The following is an 18,482-nucleotide window of genomic DNA, read 5'->3' on the forward strand; positions in this document are numbered from 1 at the left end:
CACGGTTGAATCCAGCTACATCGACGCCGATATGTAGCCGGCACAGCAATAAGATCATTTGGTTAGCATTCCTACTTCAATGACCTGTCCTGATTTCGCCTCGGATAACCGGAACGAATATCAGCGCTCAAGTGAAGCAGGATGCGCCGGAGCGCGAGCCAACTCGTTTAGAAGCGGTGTGAAGTGATCACGTCGCGGCCTTCGATGAGGCGAAGCCGCCGTTCGTGAAGATCCGGATCGATGCTTGAGTGAGACGGGCTCTCGTTTCCCGTCGAGCGGATCGCGGCGCAAAGGCCTCCCGCTCTTTCGATTTGTTTTGCGTTCTTCTTCATCACAATCCCCGTATCATCTTTTCGATGATGTTCTCAGGCGTTTTCGTATTTACTGAGTGCCTGTGTTTTGACGTGACTGTACGGAAGATGAACCGGGCCAAGCGTGGGAGAGCCAACACTCGGTCTCACGTCATGCCGAATCGTGAGAAATTTGGTTGGATAGCGCTCATTTGAGGGGGCAATGACCCGCAAACACCCTGTTTTTGCGGGTTTCACGGATGCACGCGCACGGTGCGGCGCGTCGTGAAGCAATCTCGCGGGCGGTGCGCACCCGCGTTCGTGCGGCAGACCACGCAGCTTCACACCGTGCTCAGGCGCGCCATCTCCGTCTCGACGATGAGCTTCCTGAGCTCCGGCACGCACGATCCGCAATTGCCGCCCGCCTTCAGGCACGACGTGATCTCCGCCGCCGTCTTCAGGCCCTTGTCGCGGATCGTGTTGCAGATCGTGTTGCGCCCGACGCCGAAGCACGAGCATACGGTCGGTCCCGTGTCCTCGCCCTTGCCGATCGGCTGGCCGAGCAGCAGGCTCGCGCGGTCCTCGCCGTCGAGCCGGTCCTTTTCGAAGAGGCTCGCGAGCCACGCGCGCGCGGGCAGATCGGGACGTTCGGAGATGAACACGCAACTCTCGATGCGATCCTCCACCACATGCGCCGCGCGATATACGCCCGCGCTCTTGTCCTCGTACTCGATCCAGTCCGCGTGATGATCGTCGATGCGAAAGAGCGCGCGCGCCCAGTCGTGATGATCGTCATGCGCCGCATCGAAGCGATTGCGGCCCGCCATCTCGTAGCGCACGAAGCGCGCGCCATGCACGCGCGTCCAGTGGGTGACCATGTCGAGATCGGGCGTGGCCCGCGAGAGCGAGAAGCCGTGCCACGCGACGTGGAATTTCTCGATCGAAACAGGCGTGTGCTTGAATTCCGGCTCCCCCGAAACCGGGTCGACGACGGGATTCACCACCGCGCCGACACGCGCATCGGATGCGACCTGATCGTTCCAGTGAATCGGCACGAACACGCTGCCGCGCGGCATGCCGCCGCCGTGCTGCACGCGCGCGATCATCGAGCCCCAGCGGCTCGTCACGCGCGCGAGCTCGCCCTCGCGCACGCCGCAAGCGAGCGCATCCTGCGGATGCATGTCGATGAACGATTCGCTGATGTGCCCCGCGAGCCTGGCGGAGCGGCCCGTGCGCGTCATCGTGTGCCATTGGTCGCGCACGCGTCCGGTGTTGAGCACGAGCGGATAGTCTTCGTCGGGCGCGTTCACCGGCGCGCGCGGCGCGGTCGCGACGAAGCGCGCGCGGCCGTCCGCATGAGTGAAGCGGCCGTCTTCGAAGAGCCGTGCGACGCCCTTCTCCGTTGACGCAGGCAACGGCCACTGCACGGGCTTCAGCGCATCGTATTGCGCGCGGCTCATGCCGCTCAGGCCACCGATGTCGAACGCGCGGCGCACGCCTGCATCGGCGTCGTTGCGATACGCGCTCAGGCGCGCATGCTCGTCGAAAATCTCGTGCGGCCCGGCAAAGTCGAAGCCGTCGAAGCCCATGCGCCGCGCGACGTCGCAGATGATGCGCCAGTCCGCGCGCGCGTTGCCCGGCGCCGGAATGAAGGCGCGCTGACGCGAGATGCGCCGCTCCGAGTTCGTCACCGTGCCGTCCTTCTCGCCCCAGCCGAGCGCGGGCAGCAGCACGTCCGCGAACGCGTTCGTATCGGTTTTCTCGATGATGTCCGAGGTCACGACGAGCTCGCACTTCGCGAGCGCGCGCTTCACGCGGTCGCCATCGGGCAGGCTCACGACCGGATTGGTGCCCATGATCCACACGGCCCTGACGCGGCCCGCGTCGATCGCATCGAACAGCTCGACGGCCTTCAGTCCGGCGCGCTCGGCAAGCGCGGGCGAGTTCCAGAACGTTTGCACGATCTCGCCCTGCAGCGGATCACCCAGCTCCAGATGCGCCGCAAGCGTATTCGCGAGGCCGCCCACTTCACGGCCGCCCATCGCGTTGGGCTGTCCGGTGAAGGAGAACGGCCCCATGCCCGGCTTGCCGATGCGCCCCGTCAGCAGATGACAGTTGATGATGCTGTTCACCTTGTCCGTCCCCGCGCTCGACTGATTCACGCCTTGCGAGTACACCGTCACCACACGTTCGGTGCGCGCGAAGAGGCGATAGAACGCCATGAGGTCGTGCTGATCGAGCTTGCAGTCCTTCGCGGTTTGCGCGAGGTCCGAAGGCCCGGCTGCGGCGAGCGCCGCATCGAAGCCGCTGGTGTGCGCGTCGACGAACGCGGCATCGGTCGCGCCGTGTTCGGCGAGGAAGGCAAGCAGGCCGTTGAAGAGGCGCACGTCGCTGCCCGGCCTGAGCGGAAGATGCAGATCGGCCATTTCGCAGGTCGCGGTATGGCGCGGATCGATCACCACGATCTTCATCTCCGGCCGCGTCTCCTTCATCTTCACGATGCGCTGAAAGAGGATCGGATGGCACCACGCCGTGTTCGAGCCGACGAGCACGATCATGTCCGCGAGCTCGAGGTCTTCGTAGCTCATCGGCACGAGGTCTTCGCCGAACGCGCGCTTGTGCCCCGCCACCGACGACGACATGCACAGCCGCGAGTTCGTGTCGATGTTCGCGCTGCCGATGTAGCCCTTCATCAGCTTGTTGGCGACGTAATAGTCCTCCGTGAGCAGTTGCCCCGACACGTAGAACGCGACCGCATCCGGACCATGTTCCGCGATGATGCGCCCGAAGCCGCTCGCGACCGTGCCGAGCGCGTCGTCCCACGAAACATCGGCGAGCGCTCCCGTATGCCTGTCGCGCAGTTTCGGATCGAGCAGGCGCCCTTCGAGTCCCACCGTTTCGCCGAGCGCCGCGCCCTTCACGCAGAGGCGCCCGAAGTTCGACGGATGCGCTTCGTCGCCCGCGATCGTCACTTCGATGGCGCTCTTCGGCGTCGCCTCGACACCGCAGCCGACGCCGCAATACGGGCACGTGGTCTTGATGGAAGCGGGTTGAAGCGGGATGATGGGCAGGCTCACGTTCAAGGTCTCTCTTGCTGATGCTCAGTTGCTCGCTTCGCAAAGGGTCTTGCCGAAGAGAAGCTTGTTGCGCAGATGCGAAACGTCGGTACGGTTCTGGATCAGGTCGAAATACCAGCCGCCGTCCTTCACGTCGCCGTACAGCACCGCGCCGATCACACGTCCCGCCTGCAGCACGAGACGCTTGTAGACGCCACGGCGCGGATCGCGCAGTACGAGATCCTCGCTGTCGCCGCCGCCGATGAAATCGCCCGCGGAATACAGGTCCACGCCCGTCACCTTCAGCTTGGTCGCGGTCGCGCGCTGCACGTAGCGGCGATGCCCCGCGCCCGCGAGATGCGCGCCCGCCACGCGCGCCTGATCCCAGATCGGGGCGACGAGGCCGAATGTCGCCGAGCGATGCTGCACGCATTCGCCCACCGCATAGACGCGCGGATCGTAGGTCTGCAGCGTGTCGTCGACGACGATCGCGCGCTCGCAATGCAAGCCCGACGCTTGCGCCAGCGCGATGTTGGGCCGCACGCCCGCCGTCATCACGACGAGGTCCGCGTCGATCTGCGTGCCGTCCGCGAAGCGCACGGCTTGCACGCGGCCGCCGCCGATGATTTCCGTGGTCTGCGCGGCCATCGCGAAGCGCAAGCCCTTTGCTTCGAGCGAACGCTTGAGCAATGCGGACGCGCTCGCATCGAGCTGACGGTCCATCAGGCTATCGCTCGCATGCACGACCGTCACCGACATGCCTTGCCGCAGCAAGCCGTTGGCCGCTTCGAGCCCGAGCAGGCCGCCGCCGACGATCACCGCATGACGATGATCGCGCGCCGCCTCGAGCATCGTCTCGACGTCCTGGATGTCGCGGAACGCGATCACGCCGGGCAGATCGCAGCCCGGCACCGGAATGATGAAAGGCTTCGAGCCCGTCGCGATCAGCAGGCGGTCATAGCGCGCCTCGACGCCCTTCTCCGAGCGCACGATGCGCTTCGCGCGATCGATGCCCACCACGGAATCGCCCGCGTGCAGCGTGATGCCGTTCGCGTCGTACCAGTCGCGCGTGTTGAGAATGATGTCGTCGACGCTCTTTTCTCCCGCGAGCACGGGCGACAACAGAATGCGGTTGTAGTTGCCGTACGGCTCGGCGCCGAACACGGTGATGTCGTACAGTTCAGGCGCGATCTTCAGCAACTCCTCGACCGTGCGCATCCCCGCCATGCCGTTGCCGATGACCACGAGGCGCTGGCGCGGCCTGGCCTCCTTGAGCGCCGCAATGCCTGCAACCGCATATTCGGTTTTCATGCCGCGACCCACACCTTGCCGCCCGCGACCTTCACGCGATATGCGCTCACCGAGAGCTCCGGCGTTTCGAGGCATTCTCCGGTGCGCAGGTCGAAGTGCTGCTTGTAGATCGGCGACGCAACGACGATACGTTCGCCGAGACTGCCGACGATGCCGCGCGACAACACCGCGGCCTGCGAATGCGGATCGTAGTTGTCGATCGCGTACACGGTGCCCTCTTCCTCGCCGGCGAGATGAAACACGGCGACCTGCGTGCCCTTCACGAGCGCGCACACGCCCGTGTCCGGCACGATGTCGTCGAGTTCACAAACGGCGGTCCAGTCCTGTTCTATGCGGTCGTTCATGATGATCTCCTTGCGTTGCGATGGATCAGACGGTTTCGACTGTGACGGGAATCCCGGCGAGCTTCGACTTGCGTTCGTCCGGCGTCGCGGGGCGAATCTGGCCGCGCTCCTCGACGAAGGCCACGTTCGCATCGCCTGCGTCGCTGTTCACGAAGTGACGGAAGCGCTTGCGCGTCTCCTGATCGGTAACGGCTTTCTTCCACTCGTCTTCATACGTATCGACGACGAGCTGCATCTCCGCTTCGAGCTCCGCGGCAATCTCGAGCTTGTCGTTGACGATCACGTCGATCAGATAGTCGAGACCGCCTTCGAGGTTGTCGCGCCAGACGCTCGTGCGTTGCAGGCGGTCCGCCGTGCGCACGTAGAACATCAGGAAGCGGTCGATGTAGCGCACGAGCGTCGCGTGATCGAGATCCGATGCAAGCAGCTCGGCATGGCGCGGCTTCATGCCGCCGTTGCCGCAGACATAGAGGTTCCAGCCCTTTTCCGTCGCGATCACGCCGACGTCCTTGCCTTGCGCTTCGGCGCATTCGCGCGTGCAGCCCGAGACGCCGAACTTGATCTTGTGCGGCGCGCGCAGGCCCTTGTAGCGGTTTTCGAGTTCGATCGCGAGGCCCACCGAGTCGCCGACGCCATAGCGGCACCATGTCGAGCCGACGCACGACTTCACGGTGCGCAGCGCCTTGCCGTAGGCATGGCCCGACTCGAAGCCCGCCGCGATCAGCTCTTCCCAGATGAACGGCAACTGCTCGACGCGCGCCCCGAACATGTCGACGCGCTGGCCGCCGGTGATCTTCGTGTAGAGACCGTATTTCTTCGCGACCTGGCCGACGACGATCAAGCCGTCCGGCGTCACTTCGCCGCCCGGCATGCGCGGCACGACGGAGTACGTGCCGTCGCGTTGAATGTTCGCGAGGTAGTAGTCGTTCGAATCCTGCAGGCTCGCGTGCTCCTTCTTCAGCACGAACTCGTTCCAGCACGACGCGAGAATGCTCGCGACGGCGGGCTTGCAGATGTCGCAGCCGCGTCCCTTGCCGTGCCTGGCGAGCAGCGAGCCGAACGTGCGATGCCCTTCCACGCGCGCGATGTGATACAGCTCCTGGCGCGAATACGGGAAGTGCTCGCAGATGTGATTGTTGACCGCGAGACCTTGCCGCTTCATCTCGGACTTCACCACCTGCGTGACGAGCGGCACGCAGCCGCCGCACGACGCACCCGCCTTGCACGACGACTTGATCGCGCCGATGCTCGTCGCGCCCGCGCATACCGCCGCGCAGATTTCGGCCTTGCTCACGTTGTTGCACGAGCAGATCTGCGCGCCGTCGGGCAACGCCTCGACGCCGAGCGCGGGCTTCGCCTTGCCGTCGCTCGACGGCAGGATGAGGAATTCGGGCGCCTCGGGCAGCTCGATCCTGTTCAGCATCATCTGCAGGAGCGTGCCGTATTCGGCCGCATCGCCGACCATCACGGCGCCGTGCAGGAACTTGCCGCAATCGGACACGACGAGCTTCTTGTAGATCTGCTTGCGCTCGTCGCTGTACTGGTACGTACGGCTGCCGGGCGTCTTGCCGTGCGCATCGCCGATGCTCGCCACGTCCACGCCCATCAGCTTGAGCTTGGTGCTCATGTCGGCGCCCGCGAACGCGGCTTCCTCGCCGAGAATCTGCTTCGCGACGATGCGCGCCATGTCGTAGCCCGGCGCCACCAGGCCGAACAATTGTCCCTTCCACAGCGCGCATTCGCCGATCGCGTAGATGTCGGCGTCGCTCGTGCGGCAGGCGTCGTCGATCACGATGCCCCCGCGCGCGCCGATCTCGAGGCCCGCGGCACGCGCGATATCGTCGCGCGGACGAATGCCCGCCGAGAACACGATCATGTCGGTGTCGAGATGCGTGTCATCGGCAAAGTTCATGCGGTTCACGGCGCCTTCGCCCTCGACGATCGCGAGGGTGTTCTTGCCCGTATGCACCGTGACGCCCAGTTCCTCGATCTTGCCGCGCAGCATGCGGCCGCCGCCTTCATCGACTTGCACGGCCATCAGACGCGGCGCGAATTCGACGACGTGCGTCTCCAGGCCCAGGTCACGCAGCGCCTTCGCCGCTTCGAGGCCGAGCAGGCCGCCGCCGACCACCGTGCCCGTCTTCGAACGCGCGCCGAACGCCTGCATCGCCTCGAGATCTTCGATCGTGCGATACACGAAGCAGCCTTCGCGGTCCTTGCCCTCGACCGGCGGCACGAAAGGATACGAACCGGTTGCGAGCACGAGCTTGTCGTACGCAAGCACGTCGCCATTCGATGCCGTGACGGTGCGCGCTGCGCGATCGATGGCGACGGCGCGCGCGTTGAGCTTCAACGCATAACCCGAGCGCTCGAAGAAGCCTTCCTCGACGAGCGAGAGATCGTCCGCGCTCTTGCCCGTGAAGAATTCCGTGAGATGCACGCGGTCATACGCGGCGCGCGGCTCTTCGCACAGCACCGTCACCTGCAGCGCATCGTTGCCGCTCTCGGCGAGACATTCGAGGAACTTGTGGCCGACCATGCCGTGGCCGATGACGACGATTTTCATGACGGGCACCTTCCTCAGTTTGCAATCGCGTTGTTGGCTGCGAGCGCGCTTTCGCGCAGGGCGGCTTCGCGCGCCTTGTGTTCGGGGGAGAAGCGCACCGCGAGCGCGCACAGCGCCGTGCCCGCGACGATCACGCCGAGCATCGAGAGCGTCGCCTGCGCGTTGCCGAGCCCTTTCATCAGGAAGCCCGCCGCGACCGCGCCGACATTCCCGCCCGCGCCGATCACGCCGGCCACACCGCCGAGCGCCTTGCGGTCGATGAAGGGAACCAGCGCGTAGGTCGCGCCGCACGCCATGTGCGTGAAGAGGCCGAACGCGAGCATCGCGGTCACGGCGAGCACGACGCCAGGCGCATGAGCGAACGCATAGAGACCGATGCCCTCGCCGGCGATCAGCGCGAAGAGGAGCGTCGAGCGGATGTCGAGGCCTTTCTTGGCAGCGGCCTTGTCGGAGAGCCAGCCGCCGAGCGCTCGGGCGAATAGCGCGAGCAGGCCGAAGCTGCCCGCCGCCATGCCCGCCTGGCCGAGCGTGAGATGAAAATGATCGACGTAGTACACCGCCGCCATGTTGTGGATGAACACCTCGACGCCAAAGCACGCGCCATAGGTCACGAACAGCATCCATACGCGATAGTTCGAGCACGCCGCCAGGAAGCTCTGCCAGCCGCCCTTCTTGCCGCCGTCGATGGCGATGCCAGCGCGGCGCAGCGTCGCGAAATCGCCTTGCGGGCAGTCCTGCGTATAGCGCCAGTAGAAGTAGGCCATCACCGGCATTGCGATGCCCGGCACGATCAGCGCGATGCGCCATGCCGATGCATCGCCCGCGCCGAGTGCGATCGCCGCCGCGACGAGCAGCGGCACGATCGCCTGCGCCGCGCCCGCGCCCGCGTTGCCCCAGCCGGCGGTCGTCGCGTTCGCGGTGCCGACGACGTTCGGCGCGAACATCACCGACGTGTGGTACTGCGTGATGACGAAGCTCGCGCCGATCGCGCCGATCGCGAGGCGGCACCACAGGAAGCTGTCGTAGCCCGTGGAGAGCGCCGCGCCGATCACCGGCACGGCTCCCGCGAGCAGCAGCGCGCTATAGACCTTGCGCGGGCCGAAGCGGTCGCACATCGGACCGACGACGAGGCGCACGAGAATCGTCACGGCCACGGCCGCGATGTTGATGTTGGCGACCTGATCCGCCGTGAGACCGTACTCGCGCTTGATGAGCGGCATCAGCGGCGCGCAGGCGAACCACGCGAAGAAACATACGAAGAACGCCATCCACGTGAGATGGAACGCGCGCATCGGCGCGCTGCGCATGCTGAAGAGATCGATCCGGGTGGCTTTGTCCATCGTCTAACCGCCAAAAAGAAAGGCGTCCCGCGCATGCGGCCGGTTAGCCGATGCGGGGGACGCCGTTGTCCGATGCCCGCATGTCTGAAACCTGCCGGGCGCTGTATTCAGGACGGATCGCCGTTGATCCGATGGCGAGTCATAAGGCAAGGGCTATGCCATGCGCGGGGCAGCGGCGTGAAACGCTTGCTGGGCAAGACTCCGCGGGAAGCGTGCACCGCTTCTGCGCACACGGTTCACGTCGCGTTTCGATGCAGGCGGGCACAGCGATGGTGCGACGCAGCACTGATGGCGTGCGAACGCGCGCATCGGGCGATGCGGAAAGAAGATCCTTCACCGGGCTCTTTTGTACGATCCGGTTAGCCCGTTCGAGCCCTTCGCGACGGCAACGGGTTCACTCGAACGAAGCACGTTCGCGCCGAAGCGGTGCCGTGCGAGCCGGGCGCGCACAAAGGCAGTGCCGTGAAGGACGTCGTTCGAACCCGCGAATGGCTTGTTGCATCAGGACTTGCCGGCACGCGCCCGCGAATGGCCCGCTTATTGCATCGATCCAGGCGCTGCGGGCAACGGCGTTCGCGGCATCACCAACAACTGAGGCAAGGACAATGGCGTCCCCTTCGTGCAGCGACACGAGCGGACGCCATTTGCGTTTGCCGCGCCGATGCGCCCCATATACACGTGAGATCGACACTCGCGAAGCCGAATCAGGAAGCAACGATGAGCACCGTACAAGGCAAGGTCACTCTGTTGAGCGCAGGCCCCGGCGATCTGGACTTGCTCACCTTGCGCGCCGCGAAGGCGCTCGCCGCCGCCGACATCCTGCTACTCGACGATCTCGCCAATGCCGACATCGCCACGCTCGCGCCGAATGCGCGCGTGATTCGCGTCGGCAAGCGCGGCGGCTGCAAGTCCACGCCGCAGGCGTTCATTCAGCGCCTGATGCAACGCCATGCGAAGAAGGGCCTGCACGTCGTGCGCGTCAAGGGCGGCGACGCGCTGCTCTTCGGCCGCGCCGGCGAGGAGATCGCCGCCTTGCGTGAGGCGGCAATTGCCGTCGACATCATCAACGGCGTGTCGTCGGGATTCGCGGCGGCGGCCGGACTCGGCATCTCGCTCACGCATCGCGATCATTGCCAGGGCGTGACCTTCGTCACCGCGCACATGCAGGATCACAGCCAGCCGGACTGGGCCGCGCTCGCCGCCACCGGCACCACGCTCGCCATCTACATGGGCATGAGTCGCATCGCGAGCCTCACCGCGTCCCTGCTCGAGACGCTACCGGCGAGCACGCCCGCCGCCGTCGTGCAGCACGCGGGATCGCAACAGGAACGACGTCTCGTCACGACGCTCGATCGTCTGGCGGAAGAAGCCACCGCCGCCGGTCTCGGCAGCCCCGCCGTGATTCTGATCGGCGGCGCGATCGGCGAAGCGGCCGGCTTTGCAGCGCATGCGGAAACCGTCGAGGGATTCGCGCATGCCGCATGAGGCAGGTTCTCAAACGGCATGCGGCGCGTTAAAGTCGTATCAGCCGCTTTTGCCGTCCTTCGCATGACGCACTCCCCCGCTTCCCGCATGCTTCGCGTTCTTCTCGTCACCGACACCGACAAGCCGATCGGCGACTTGCGCGAGCAACTCGCGCGCATGGGCTATGACATGCTCGCCGAAGTCGCCGCGCCCTCGGCGCTGCACGCGGCCGTCGAGAGCCAGAAGCCCGACGTCGTCATCATCGATACCGAATCGCCCTCGCGCGATACGCTCGAGCAGCTCGCCGTGATGAACAAGGCTGCGCCGCGTCCCGTGCTGATGTTCAGCAACGACGCCGACCAGCAGTTCATCCGCGCGGCGGTCGGCGCGGGCGTGACCGCGTATTCCGTCGAAGGGCTCGCGCCCGAGCGCCTCGCGCCGATCATCGAAGTCGCGCTGGCGCGCTTCGCACACGAGGAACAGCTGCGCCAGCGTCTCGCGCAAGTGGAGAACGAACTGGAGCAGCGCAAGGTCATCGACCGCGCCAAGCGCCTCCTGATGGACAAGCGCGGCATGTCCGAGCACGACGCCTACGCCGCGCTGCGCAAGCGCGCGATGGATCAGGGCGTGAAGGTCGCGGAGATCGCGCGCCAGCTTCTCGCGATGGCCGATCTGCTGCGCTAGCCGACGCATTCAAGAACCCGATATGAACCCGCCCGACACGAATTCCTCCGCGCCCGAACGCACGCATCTGCGGCTCGGCTTCGTCGCCCTCTCCGATGCCGCGCCGCTCGCCGTCGCCGCGCTGCGCGAACTCGGCGCACGGCACGGCCTCACGATCGAGCTGTGCCGCCAGCCGTCGTGGGCCGCCGTGCGCGACAAGCTGCTCTCCGGCGAGATCGACGCCGCGCACGCGCTCTACGGCCTCGTGTATGGCGTGCAACTGGGCATCGGCGGGCCGCAGGCGGACATGGCCGTGCTGATGGTGCTCAACCGCAACGGGCAGGCGATCACGCTGTCGCGCCCGCTCGCCGATGCGATCGACGAAGGCGCGAGCGTCAGGGACGCGCTGCTCGCGCTCGGACGGCCGCCCGTCCTCGCGCAGACCTTCCCGACCGGCACGCATGCGATGTGGCTGTACTACTGGCTCGCGGCGCACGGCGTGCATCCGCTGCGCGATGTCCAAAGCGTCGTGATTCCGCCGCCGCGCATGGCCGATGCGCTCGTCGAAGGCGCGCTCGACGGCTTCTGCGCCGGCGAGCCGTGGCATGCCGTGGCCGAGGCGCGCGGCGCGGGCAGGACGGTCGCGTACACGAGCGAGATCTGGCCGGATCATCCGGAGAAGGTGCTCGCATGCCGGCGCGATTTCGCGGCGCTTTATCCGAACACGGCGCGCGCGCTCGTGCGCACGATGCTCGACGCATGCGCCTGGCTCGATGCGCCCGCGCATCGCGCTGAGATCGCCGGGGCGCTGGCGTCGGCGGAGCTGCTCGGCGTGCCGCGCGGATTGATCGAAGCGCGGCTCGCGACGACGGACGGCGGCGATGCGCGCGCGTTGCCGGTGCGCTTCTTCGATGGCGGCGCGGTCAACTATCCGCGCGTGTCGGACGGGCTGTGGTTCATCACGCAGTACCGGCGCTGGGGCATGCTCGATGCCGACATCGACGATGCCGGCATCGCGGCGGCCGTCAACCAGACCGCGCTTTACCGCGAAGCGGCGCAGGCGGCGGGCATCGCCGTGCCCGGCGAGCGCCGCGCGGCCACCTTCTGCGACGACCGCGTCTGGGACGGCGGCGACGCGGCGGCCTATCTCGCCGGCTTCGAAATGCGCGCGTAGGGCCGACCAGAAGCGCCTACCATGGAATCTCCAGCGCGCACCGGAGATTTCGCCATGGAACTGCTCGCCATCGCCATCGACAAGCCCGAGGACACCAACTTCATCCTTGGCCAGTCGCATTTCATCAAGACGGTCGAGGATCTGCACGAGGCACTCGTCGGCGCGGTGCCCGGCATTCGTTTCGGGCTCGCGTTCTGCGAAGCGTCGGGCAAGCGGCTCGTGCGCACCTCGGGCACGGACGACGGTCTCGTCGAGCTGGCCGCGCGCAATGCGCAGAACATCGGCGCGGGGCACTGCTTCATCATCGTGCTCGGCGACGGCTTCTTTCCCGTGAACGTGCTCAATACCGTCAAGGCCGTGCCGGAGGTCTGCCGCATCTTCTGCGCGACCGCCAATCCGACGCAGGTGCTCGTCGCGCAGACGGATCAGGGACGCGGGATCGTCGGCGTAGTGGACGGGATGCCGCCGCTCGGCGTCGAGACGCCTGAGGACGTACAGTGGCGCAAGGACCTCCTGCGCAAGATCGGCTACAAGGCCTGAATGCCCCGAAACCCGCGCCACGCCTTGACTTGGCGGCGCAATTCGCGAGAATGGGGCCCGCCGCCGCGCCGCCCGGCGGGCGGGTTTTTCCGGCCGGACGGCGACATCATGGAAAATATCGGGATACGGTATAAACGCCGTTAGCGTTTTTCGTGCGTTTTCGTGCTTTTTCGTGTCCCGCAGACCGCCCGGACGCCGCCGCGCCAGCGGCACGCGTCCAGCTGGCCGCGCCGGACCGGGCACGAACCGGCAAGCATCCCGGCATCACACCCGCCGACACGGCATCGAACACCGGCCACCCGCGCCGCCCGAGGATAGGGTCGTCCTCGCGCGGCCTACAGGAGCATCACATGACCGACATGAATCCGTCCTTCTTCGGCAGGATATCCATTGCCTTCGGCGCCTTCTTCGGCATTCTGGGCAACGCTGCGTTCGCGGGCCGCGTGCAGCGCCTGCGTGAAGCGCCGCATGCGCCCGAAGCCGCGCCGGCGCCCGCTGCACCGGAAGCGCCCAAGCCCGCCGCAGCGCCGGTTCAGCCCGCGCCGTCTCCGCTGAAGGAAGCGAGCCCGGTCGCGGCGCTGCAACTGCTCGGCCTTCTGCAGCGCGACGCGCGTTTCATCGATTTCGTCGAAGAGGACATCGCCAATTACAGCGACGCCGATATCGGCGCGGCCGCCCGTCTCGTGCACGACGGCTGCCGCGCGGTGCTGCGCGAGCATTTCACGATCAAGCCCGTGCGCGGCGAAGCCGAAGGCAGCCGCATCACGCTGCAGGAAGGCTTCGACGCGGCGGCGGTGCGCCTGACGGGCAATGTCGTCGGCAAGCCGCCGTTCAACGGCAGCATCAGCCATCGCGGCTGGAAGGTCGAGGACACGCGCCTGCCGAAGCTCGCGCCGTCCCATGATGCGAGCATCGTCGCGCCGGCGGAGGTGGAACTGTGAGCGACATCGACCAGAACCAGCCGCGTTACGCCATCGGCGTCGACCTGGGCACGACGCATTGCGCGCTCTCCTACGTCGACATGAGCGCGAGCGACGGCGAAAAGACCGCGCAAGGCGTCCTGCCGGTCGCGCAGCTGACCGCGCCCGGCGCGGCCGAAGAGCGCGATCTGCTGCCGTCTTTCCTCTATCTGCCGCACGAGAACGAGCTCGCGCCCGGCGATCTCACGCTGCCGTGGACGCAGGAGCGCAAGTTCATCGTCGGCGAGCTGGCGCGCAGCCGCGGCGCGGGCACGCCGATCCGCCTCGTCTCCAGCGCGAAGAGCTGGCTGTGCCATCCGGGCGTCGACCGGCGCGCGGCCATTCTTCCCTCCGATGCGCCCGAGGAAGTCGAGCGCGTCTCGCCGCTGGAAAGCTCGGTGCGCTATCTGACGCACCTGCGCGAGGCGTGGAACCACGCGCATCCCGATGCACCGTTCGATCAGCAGGACGTCACGGTGACGATCCCCGCCTCGTTCGATCCCGCCGCGCGCGAGCTCACCGCCGAAGCGGCCGCCGCCGCGGGCTATACGCGCATGACGCTGCTCGAGGAGCCGCAAGCCGCGCTCTATAGCTGGATCCAGAAGTCGAGCGGCGGCTGGCGCAAGCAGGTGAGCGTGGGCGACGTGATTCTCGTCGTCGATGTCGGCGGCGGCACGACCGACCTGTCGCTGATCGCCGTCGTCGAGCGCGACGGGAATCTTGAGCTGCATCGCGTCGCGGTCGGCGAGCACATCCTGCTCGGCGGCGACAACATGGACCTGGCGCTTGCGCACACGGTCGCGCGCAAGCTCGCGGCGCAAGGCACGCAGCCCGATCCGTGGCAGTTGCGCGCCCTCACCTACGCATGCCGCGCGGCCAAGGAAACGCTGCTCTCCGATCCCGCCACCGACGCCGTGCCGCTCGTCGTGCCGAGCCGCGGCTCGAAGCTGATCGGCGGGACGCTCCGCACCGAGCTCACGCGCGCCGAACTCACGCAGATCCTGCTCGAAGGCTTCTTCCCGCAGGTCGACGGCTCCGCGCGGCCCGTTTCCCGCGCGCGCGTCGGCCTGACGCAGTTGGGCCTCCCCTACGCGCAGGACGCCGCCGTCACTCGCCATCTCGCCGCGTTCCTCGGCCGTCAGGTCAACGCGCTCGCCGAAGTCGAAGGCCTGCGGCACGAAACCCCGCAAGGCGCGACGCTCCTGCACCCGACCGCCGTGCTCTTCAACGGCGGCGTGTTCAAGTCGCCGCTGCTGGTCGAGCGCGTGATGACGACCCTGAACGCGTGGCTCGCCGCCGAGAACGCGCCCGCCGCGCGTCTGCTCGAAGGCGCGGACCTCGATCTCGCGGTCGCGCGCGGCGCGGCCTACTACGGCTACGTGCGGCGCGGCAAGGGCGTGCGCATCCGCGGCGGCACGGCGCGCGCGTACTACGTCGCGGTCGAATCGGCGATGCCCGCCGTGCCGGGGCTGGAGCCGCCCGTGCAGGCGCTGTGCGTCGCGCCGTTCGGCATGGAGGAAGGCACCGAGGCCGAGCTGCCCGCGCAGGAGTTCGGGCTGGTCGTCGGCGAGCCGGTGCATTTCCGCTTCTTCGGCTCGTCGGTGCGGCGGCAGGATCAGGTCGGCACGCTGCTCGAATACTGGCAGCCGGACGAATTGCAGGAGCTCGAAGAGATCGAAGCGTCGCTGCCGCCCGAAGGCCGCACGCCCGGCGAAGTCGTGCCCGTCAAGCTGCACGCGCGCGTGACGGAAGCAGGCACGCTCGAACTCGAAGCGATTCCGCGCGGCTCGTCCGAACGCTGGAAGGTGGAGTTCGACGTGCGCGGCGGCGTGAGCGCCGATCAGGGCATGGGCCTGTAAGTGTCCGCACGCAAGAAAAAGGCGACGGGCGCGCGCTACAGCGTCGGCATCGACCTGGGGACGAGCAACACGGTCGTCGCCTACGCGGAAGCCGGCTCGAACGATATCCGCGTGTTCGAGATCGAGCAGCTCGTCGGTCCCGGCGAAGTGACCGCGCGGCCGCTCCTGCCGTCGCTGCGCTATCACCCGGCGCCCGGGGAGCTCGAGGCGGGCGATCTGCAACTGCCGTGGCCGCCCGCTTCGGCCGATGACGACGCGCCGCCCGCCGTGATCGGCCGGCTCGCGCGCACGCTCGGCGCGCAGGTGCCGGGGCGGCTCGTGTCGAGTGCGAAGAGCTGGCTCTCGCATGCATCGGTGGATCGGGTCGCGCCGATTCTGCCGTGGGGCGCGGGCGACGACGTCTGGAAAATCTCGCCTGTCGCCGCGAGCGCGAGCTATCTCGCGCACGTGCGCGCGGCGTGGAATCAGCGCTTCCCCGATGCGCCGCTCGAAACGCAGGATCTCGTGCTGACCGTGCCCGCCTCCTTCGACGAAGGCGCCCGCGCCCTCACGCTCGAAGCGGCGCGCATGGCGGGACTGGGCGCGCTGCGGCTGCTGGAGGAGCCGCAGGCCGCGTTCTACGACTGGCTTTTCCATCATCGCGCGACGCTCGCCGACGCGCTCGCGGCCACGCGGCTCGTGCTGATCGTCGACGTCGGCGGCGGCACGACCGACCTCACGCTCATCCAGGTGGCGATGGAGAACGGCGAGCCGGTGCTCACGCGCATCGGCGTGGGCAACCATCTGATGCTCGGCGGCGACAACATGGACCTCGCGCTCGCGCATCTGGTCGAGAAGCGTCTCGCGGGCAGCGACGCGCGGCTCTCCGCCGCGCGCCTGTCGCAACTGGTCGAGCGTTGCCGGGCCGCCAAGGAGCAACTGCTCGGCGAGCATGCGCCCGACTCCACCTCGATCACCCTGCTCGGCGCGGGAGCGAAGCTCATCGGCGGCGCGCGCTCGACCGACGTCACGCGCGAGGAGATCGAGCGGATCATCGTCGAGGGCTTCTTCCCGATGGTGTCCGCAAGCGACCGGCCGAGCCGCGCGCGCGGGGGCATCGTCGAGTTCGGACTGCCTTATGCGAGCGATCCGGCCATCACGCGGCACATCGCGGCCTTTCTCAGCCAGCACGCGGGCGAGGCGCGCAAGGCGCTCGACGTTGCCGCGGAAACCGTCGCGATTCCGGACACCCTGCTGCTGAATGGCGGCGTGTTTCGCGCCGGCCCGCTCGCGCGGCGCATCGCCGACACGCTTTCCGGCTGGCGCGGCGGCGCCGTCAACGTGCTCGAGAACGGCGACCCCGACGTGGCGGTCGCGCGCGGCGCGGTCGCCTACGCGCTCGCGCGCGCGGGGCATGCACCGAGGATCGGCGGCGGCTCGGCGCGCAGCTTCTTCCTTCTGCTCGAAGACGATGCCGACGCCACGCGCGGCGTGTGCGTGCTGCCGCGCGGCACGGAGGAAGGCCAGGCGATCCATCTCGCCGACCGCACCTTCGCACTCACGCTCGGCGCGCCAGTGCGTTTTCACCTTGCATCGTCGGTTGCGGAGACGGCGTACGAGGCGGGCGAGCTTGCCGACCTGAGCGCCGCGTCGGGCGATTTCGTGCGTCTGCCGCCGATCGCGACCGTCGTCGATCCACGTGCCGAGGACAAGGGCAAGCCGCGCGAAACGCCGGTTCAGTTGACGAGCTCGCTCACCGAGGTCGGCACGCTGGAGATGCACTGCATCGCCGTCGAAGCTCCCGCGCAGCGCTGGCTGCTGGAATTCCAGCTGCGCCGGGAAGCGCCCGGCAGCGGCGAAGCCGCGGCCGAAACGCATCCGGCGCTGCCCAGGGCGATCGAGCTGATCGACCGCACGTTCGGCACGCGCTCGCAGGACGTCGGGCCGAAGGAAGTCAAGCGCCTGCGCGCGCAGCTCGAACAGACGCTCGGCACGCGCGATACCTGGGACATCGCGCTGCTGCGCGAGCTCTTCGGCGCGCTGTGGGAGCGCGCGAAGAAGCGCCGGCGCTCCGCCGATCACGAGCGCCTGTGGCTCAATCTCGCGGGCTTCTGCATGCGGCCGGGCTTCGGCCATCCGCTCGACGAATGGCGCGTCGAGCAGTTGTGGACGCTTTTCGATCAGGGCATCCAGTACGTCAACGAAAGCCAGATCTGGTCCGAATGGTGGACGCTCTGGCGCCGCGCGGCGGGTGGCCTTTCCGAAGCGGCCCAGTTGCGGCTGCTGGACGACATGGCCTTCGTGCTCCAGCCGCCGGGCACGAGCCGCTATCGCAAGGCGGCGGGCGCGGCGCGCGCGGGCTACGAGGACATGGTGCGGCTCGCGGCATCGCTCGAACGCGTGCCGGTCGAACGCAAGATCGAGGTCGGCGAGTGGCTGCTCACGCGTCTCAGGAAGCCTTCGGAGAACGTGCAGAGCTGGTGGGCCGTGGGACGCATCGGCGCGCGTCAGCCTTTCTATGGCAGCGCGCACGGCGTCGTGCCGCCCGAGGTCGCCGTGACCTGGCTCGATGCGATCCTCGCTCTCGACTGGAAGAAGGTCGACCCCGCCGCGTTTGCCGCGGTTCAGATCGCCCGCATGACCGGCGACCGCTCGCGCGACCTTCCCGACGAGGCCCGCGCGGCCGTCGTGCAACGCCTCGAAGCGATGGGCGCGGCGCAGGCGTGGATCGCCATGGTCCGCGAGACCGTCGAGCTCGATCGCGCCGACGAAGGCCGCGTGTTCGGCGAAACGCTGCCGGCGGGGTTGAAGCTCATCCGCTGATCGCTTCACGGCGCGCCACGCATCGATGGAAATGCTTCGTCGTCAGAAGCTTTCATGGCCGGGCGTTGCGCGCAAGCCGCGCCCAGTCTTGAATACCGGCTGGCTCCATCCTAT

Annotated in this window: 13 protein-coding genes; 7 read left to right on the plus strand and 6 right to left on the minus strand. The window is 67.5% G+C overall.

All coding sequences use genetic code 11. The annotated features are described in order from the left end of the window. Positions 1-167 precede the first annotated feature (167 nt). The 6 genes from AWB83_RS36580 to AWB83_RS30640 form a co-directional block, all read right to left on the minus strand. Positions 168-332 carry a hypothetical protein gene (locus AWB83_RS36580; protein WP_159463089.1) on the minus strand — a complete coding sequence of 55 codons (165 nt, stop codon included), beginning with the start codon at positions 330-332 and terminating at the stop codon, positions 168-170. A gap of 299 nt (positions 333-631) precedes the next feature. Further along, a complete protein-coding gene (locus tag AWB83_RS30620; protein ID WP_087049408.1) occupies positions 632-3,367 on the minus strand; it encodes a nitrate reductase in 2,736 nt (911 codons plus the stop codon). A gap of 24 nt (positions 3,368-3,391) precedes the next feature. After that, positions 3,392-4,657, minus strand: a complete 1,266-nt coding sequence (locus AWB83_RS30625; protein ID WP_087049380.1) for an NAD(P)/FAD-dependent oxidoreductase — start codon at positions 4,655-4,657, stop codon at positions 3,392-3,394. Further along, positions 4,654-5,001 carry a nitrite reductase small subunit NirD gene (nirD, locus tag AWB83_RS30630; protein WP_087049381.1) on the minus strand — a complete coding sequence of 116 codons (348 nt, stop codon included), beginning with the start codon at positions 4,999-5,001 and terminating at the stop codon, positions 4,654-4,656. The genes AWB83_RS30625 and nirD overlap by 4 nt, the downstream gene beginning before the upstream one ends. Before the next feature lie 25 nt (positions 5,002-5,026). After that, complete coding sequence (gene nirB / locus AWB83_RS30635) at positions 5,027-7,567, minus strand: nitrite reductase large subunit NirB (RefSeq protein ID WP_087049382.1); 2,541 nt, start codon at positions 7,565-7,567, stop codon at positions 5,027-5,029. Positions 7,568-7,581: 14 nt separating this feature from the next. After that, positions 7,582-8,907 carry an MFS transporter gene (locus tag AWB83_RS30640; protein ID WP_087049383.1) on the minus strand — a complete coding sequence of 442 codons (1,326 nt, stop codon included), beginning with the start codon at positions 8,905-8,907 and terminating at the stop codon, positions 7,582-7,584. A 717-nt stretch (positions 8,908-9,624) separates the two neighbouring features. On the opposite strand from AWB83_RS30640, the gene cobA reads away from it, so the two are divergent. From cobA to AWB83_RS30675, 7 genes are all read left to right on the plus strand, one after another. Beyond that, entirely contained in the window at positions 9,625-10,392 is a 768-nt protein-coding gene (gene cobA / locus AWB83_RS30645; RefSeq protein WP_087049384.1) for a uroporphyrinogen-III C-methyltransferase, read from the plus strand. An 87-nt stretch (positions 10,393-10,479) separates the two neighbouring features. Further along, positions 10,480-11,055: an ANTAR domain-containing response regulator gene (locus AWB83_RS30650; protein WP_087049385.1), complete on the plus strand. Its 576-nt coding sequence runs from the start codon at positions 10,480-10,482 to the stop codon at positions 11,053-11,055. A 22-nt stretch (positions 11,056-11,077) separates the two neighbouring features. Further along, positions 11,078-12,208, plus strand: a complete 1,131-nt coding sequence (locus AWB83_RS30655) for a CmpA/NrtA family ABC transporter substrate-binding protein (RefSeq protein WP_087049386.1) — start codon at positions 11,078-11,080, stop codon at positions 12,206-12,208. Between the two features lie 54 nt (positions 12,209-12,262). Next, positions 12,263-12,748, plus strand: a complete 486-nt coding sequence (locus tag AWB83_RS30660) for an adenosine-specific kinase (RefSeq protein WP_087049387.1) — start codon at positions 12,263-12,265, stop codon at positions 12,746-12,748. Between the two features lie 350 nt (positions 12,749-13,098). Next, positions 13,099-13,689 carry a DUF2760 domain-containing protein gene (locus AWB83_RS30665; RefSeq protein ID WP_087049388.1) on the plus strand — a complete coding sequence of 197 codons (591 nt, stop codon included), beginning with the start codon at positions 13,099-13,101 and terminating at the stop codon, positions 13,687-13,689. Further along, the gene (locus AWB83_RS30670; protein WP_208636824.1) at positions 13,686-15,566 is read left to right on the plus strand and encodes an Hsp70 family protein; all 1,881 of its coding nucleotides are present in this window, start codon (positions 13,686-13,688) and stop codon (positions 15,564-15,566) included. Before AWB83_RS30665 ends, AWB83_RS30670 begins: the two co-directional genes overlap by 4 nt. After that, entirely contained in the window at positions 15,567-18,368 is a 2,802-nt protein-coding gene (locus AWB83_RS30675) for an Hsp70 family protein (protein WP_087049389.1), read from the plus strand. Positions 18,369-18,482: the final 114 nt, after the last annotated feature.

Origin of the sequence: Caballeronia ptereochthonis, assembly GCF_001545075.1 — a bacterium.
GTDB classification, from domain to species: domain Bacteria; phylum Pseudomonadota; class Gammaproteobacteria; order Burkholderiales; family Burkholderiaceae; genus Caballeronia; species Caballeronia ptereochthonis.

Coding starts and splice junctions, on each gene's coding strand:
- AWB83_RS36580 (WP_159463089.1), bottom strand. CDS start 332: ATGAAGAAGAACGCAAAACAAATCGAAAGAGCGGGAGGCCTTTGCGCC.
- AWB83_RS30625 (WP_087049380.1), bottom strand. CDS start 4,657: ATGAAAACCGAATATGCGGTTGCAGGCATTGCGGCGCTCAAGGAGGCC.
- nirD (WP_087049381.1), bottom strand. CDS start 5,001: ATGAACGACCGCATAGAACAGGACTGGACCGCCGTTTGTGAACTCGAC.
- nirB (WP_087049382.1), bottom strand. CDS start 7,567: ATGAAAATCGTCGTCATCGGCCACGGCATGGTCGGCCACAAGTTCCTC.
- AWB83_RS30640 (WP_087049383.1), bottom strand. CDS start 8,907: ATGGACAAAGCCACCCGGATCGATCTCTTCAGCATGCGCAGCGCGCCG.
- cobA (WP_087049384.1), top strand. CDS start 9,625: ATGAGCACCGTACAAGGCAAGGTCACTCTGTTGAGCGCAGGCCCCGGC.
- AWB83_RS30650 (WP_087049385.1), top strand. CDS start 10,480: ATGCTTCGCGTTCTTCTCGTCACCGACACCGACAAGCCGATCGGCGAC.
- AWB83_RS30655 (WP_087049386.1), top strand. CDS start 11,078: ATGAACCCGCCCGACACGAATTCCTCCGCGCCCGAACGCACGCATCTG.
- AWB83_RS30660 (WP_087049387.1), top strand. CDS start 12,263: ATGGAACTGCTCGCCATCGCCATCGACAAGCCCGAGGACACCAACTTC.
- AWB83_RS30665 (WP_087049388.1), top strand. CDS start 13,099: ATGACCGACATGAATCCGTCCTTCTTCGGCAGGATATCCATTGCCTTC.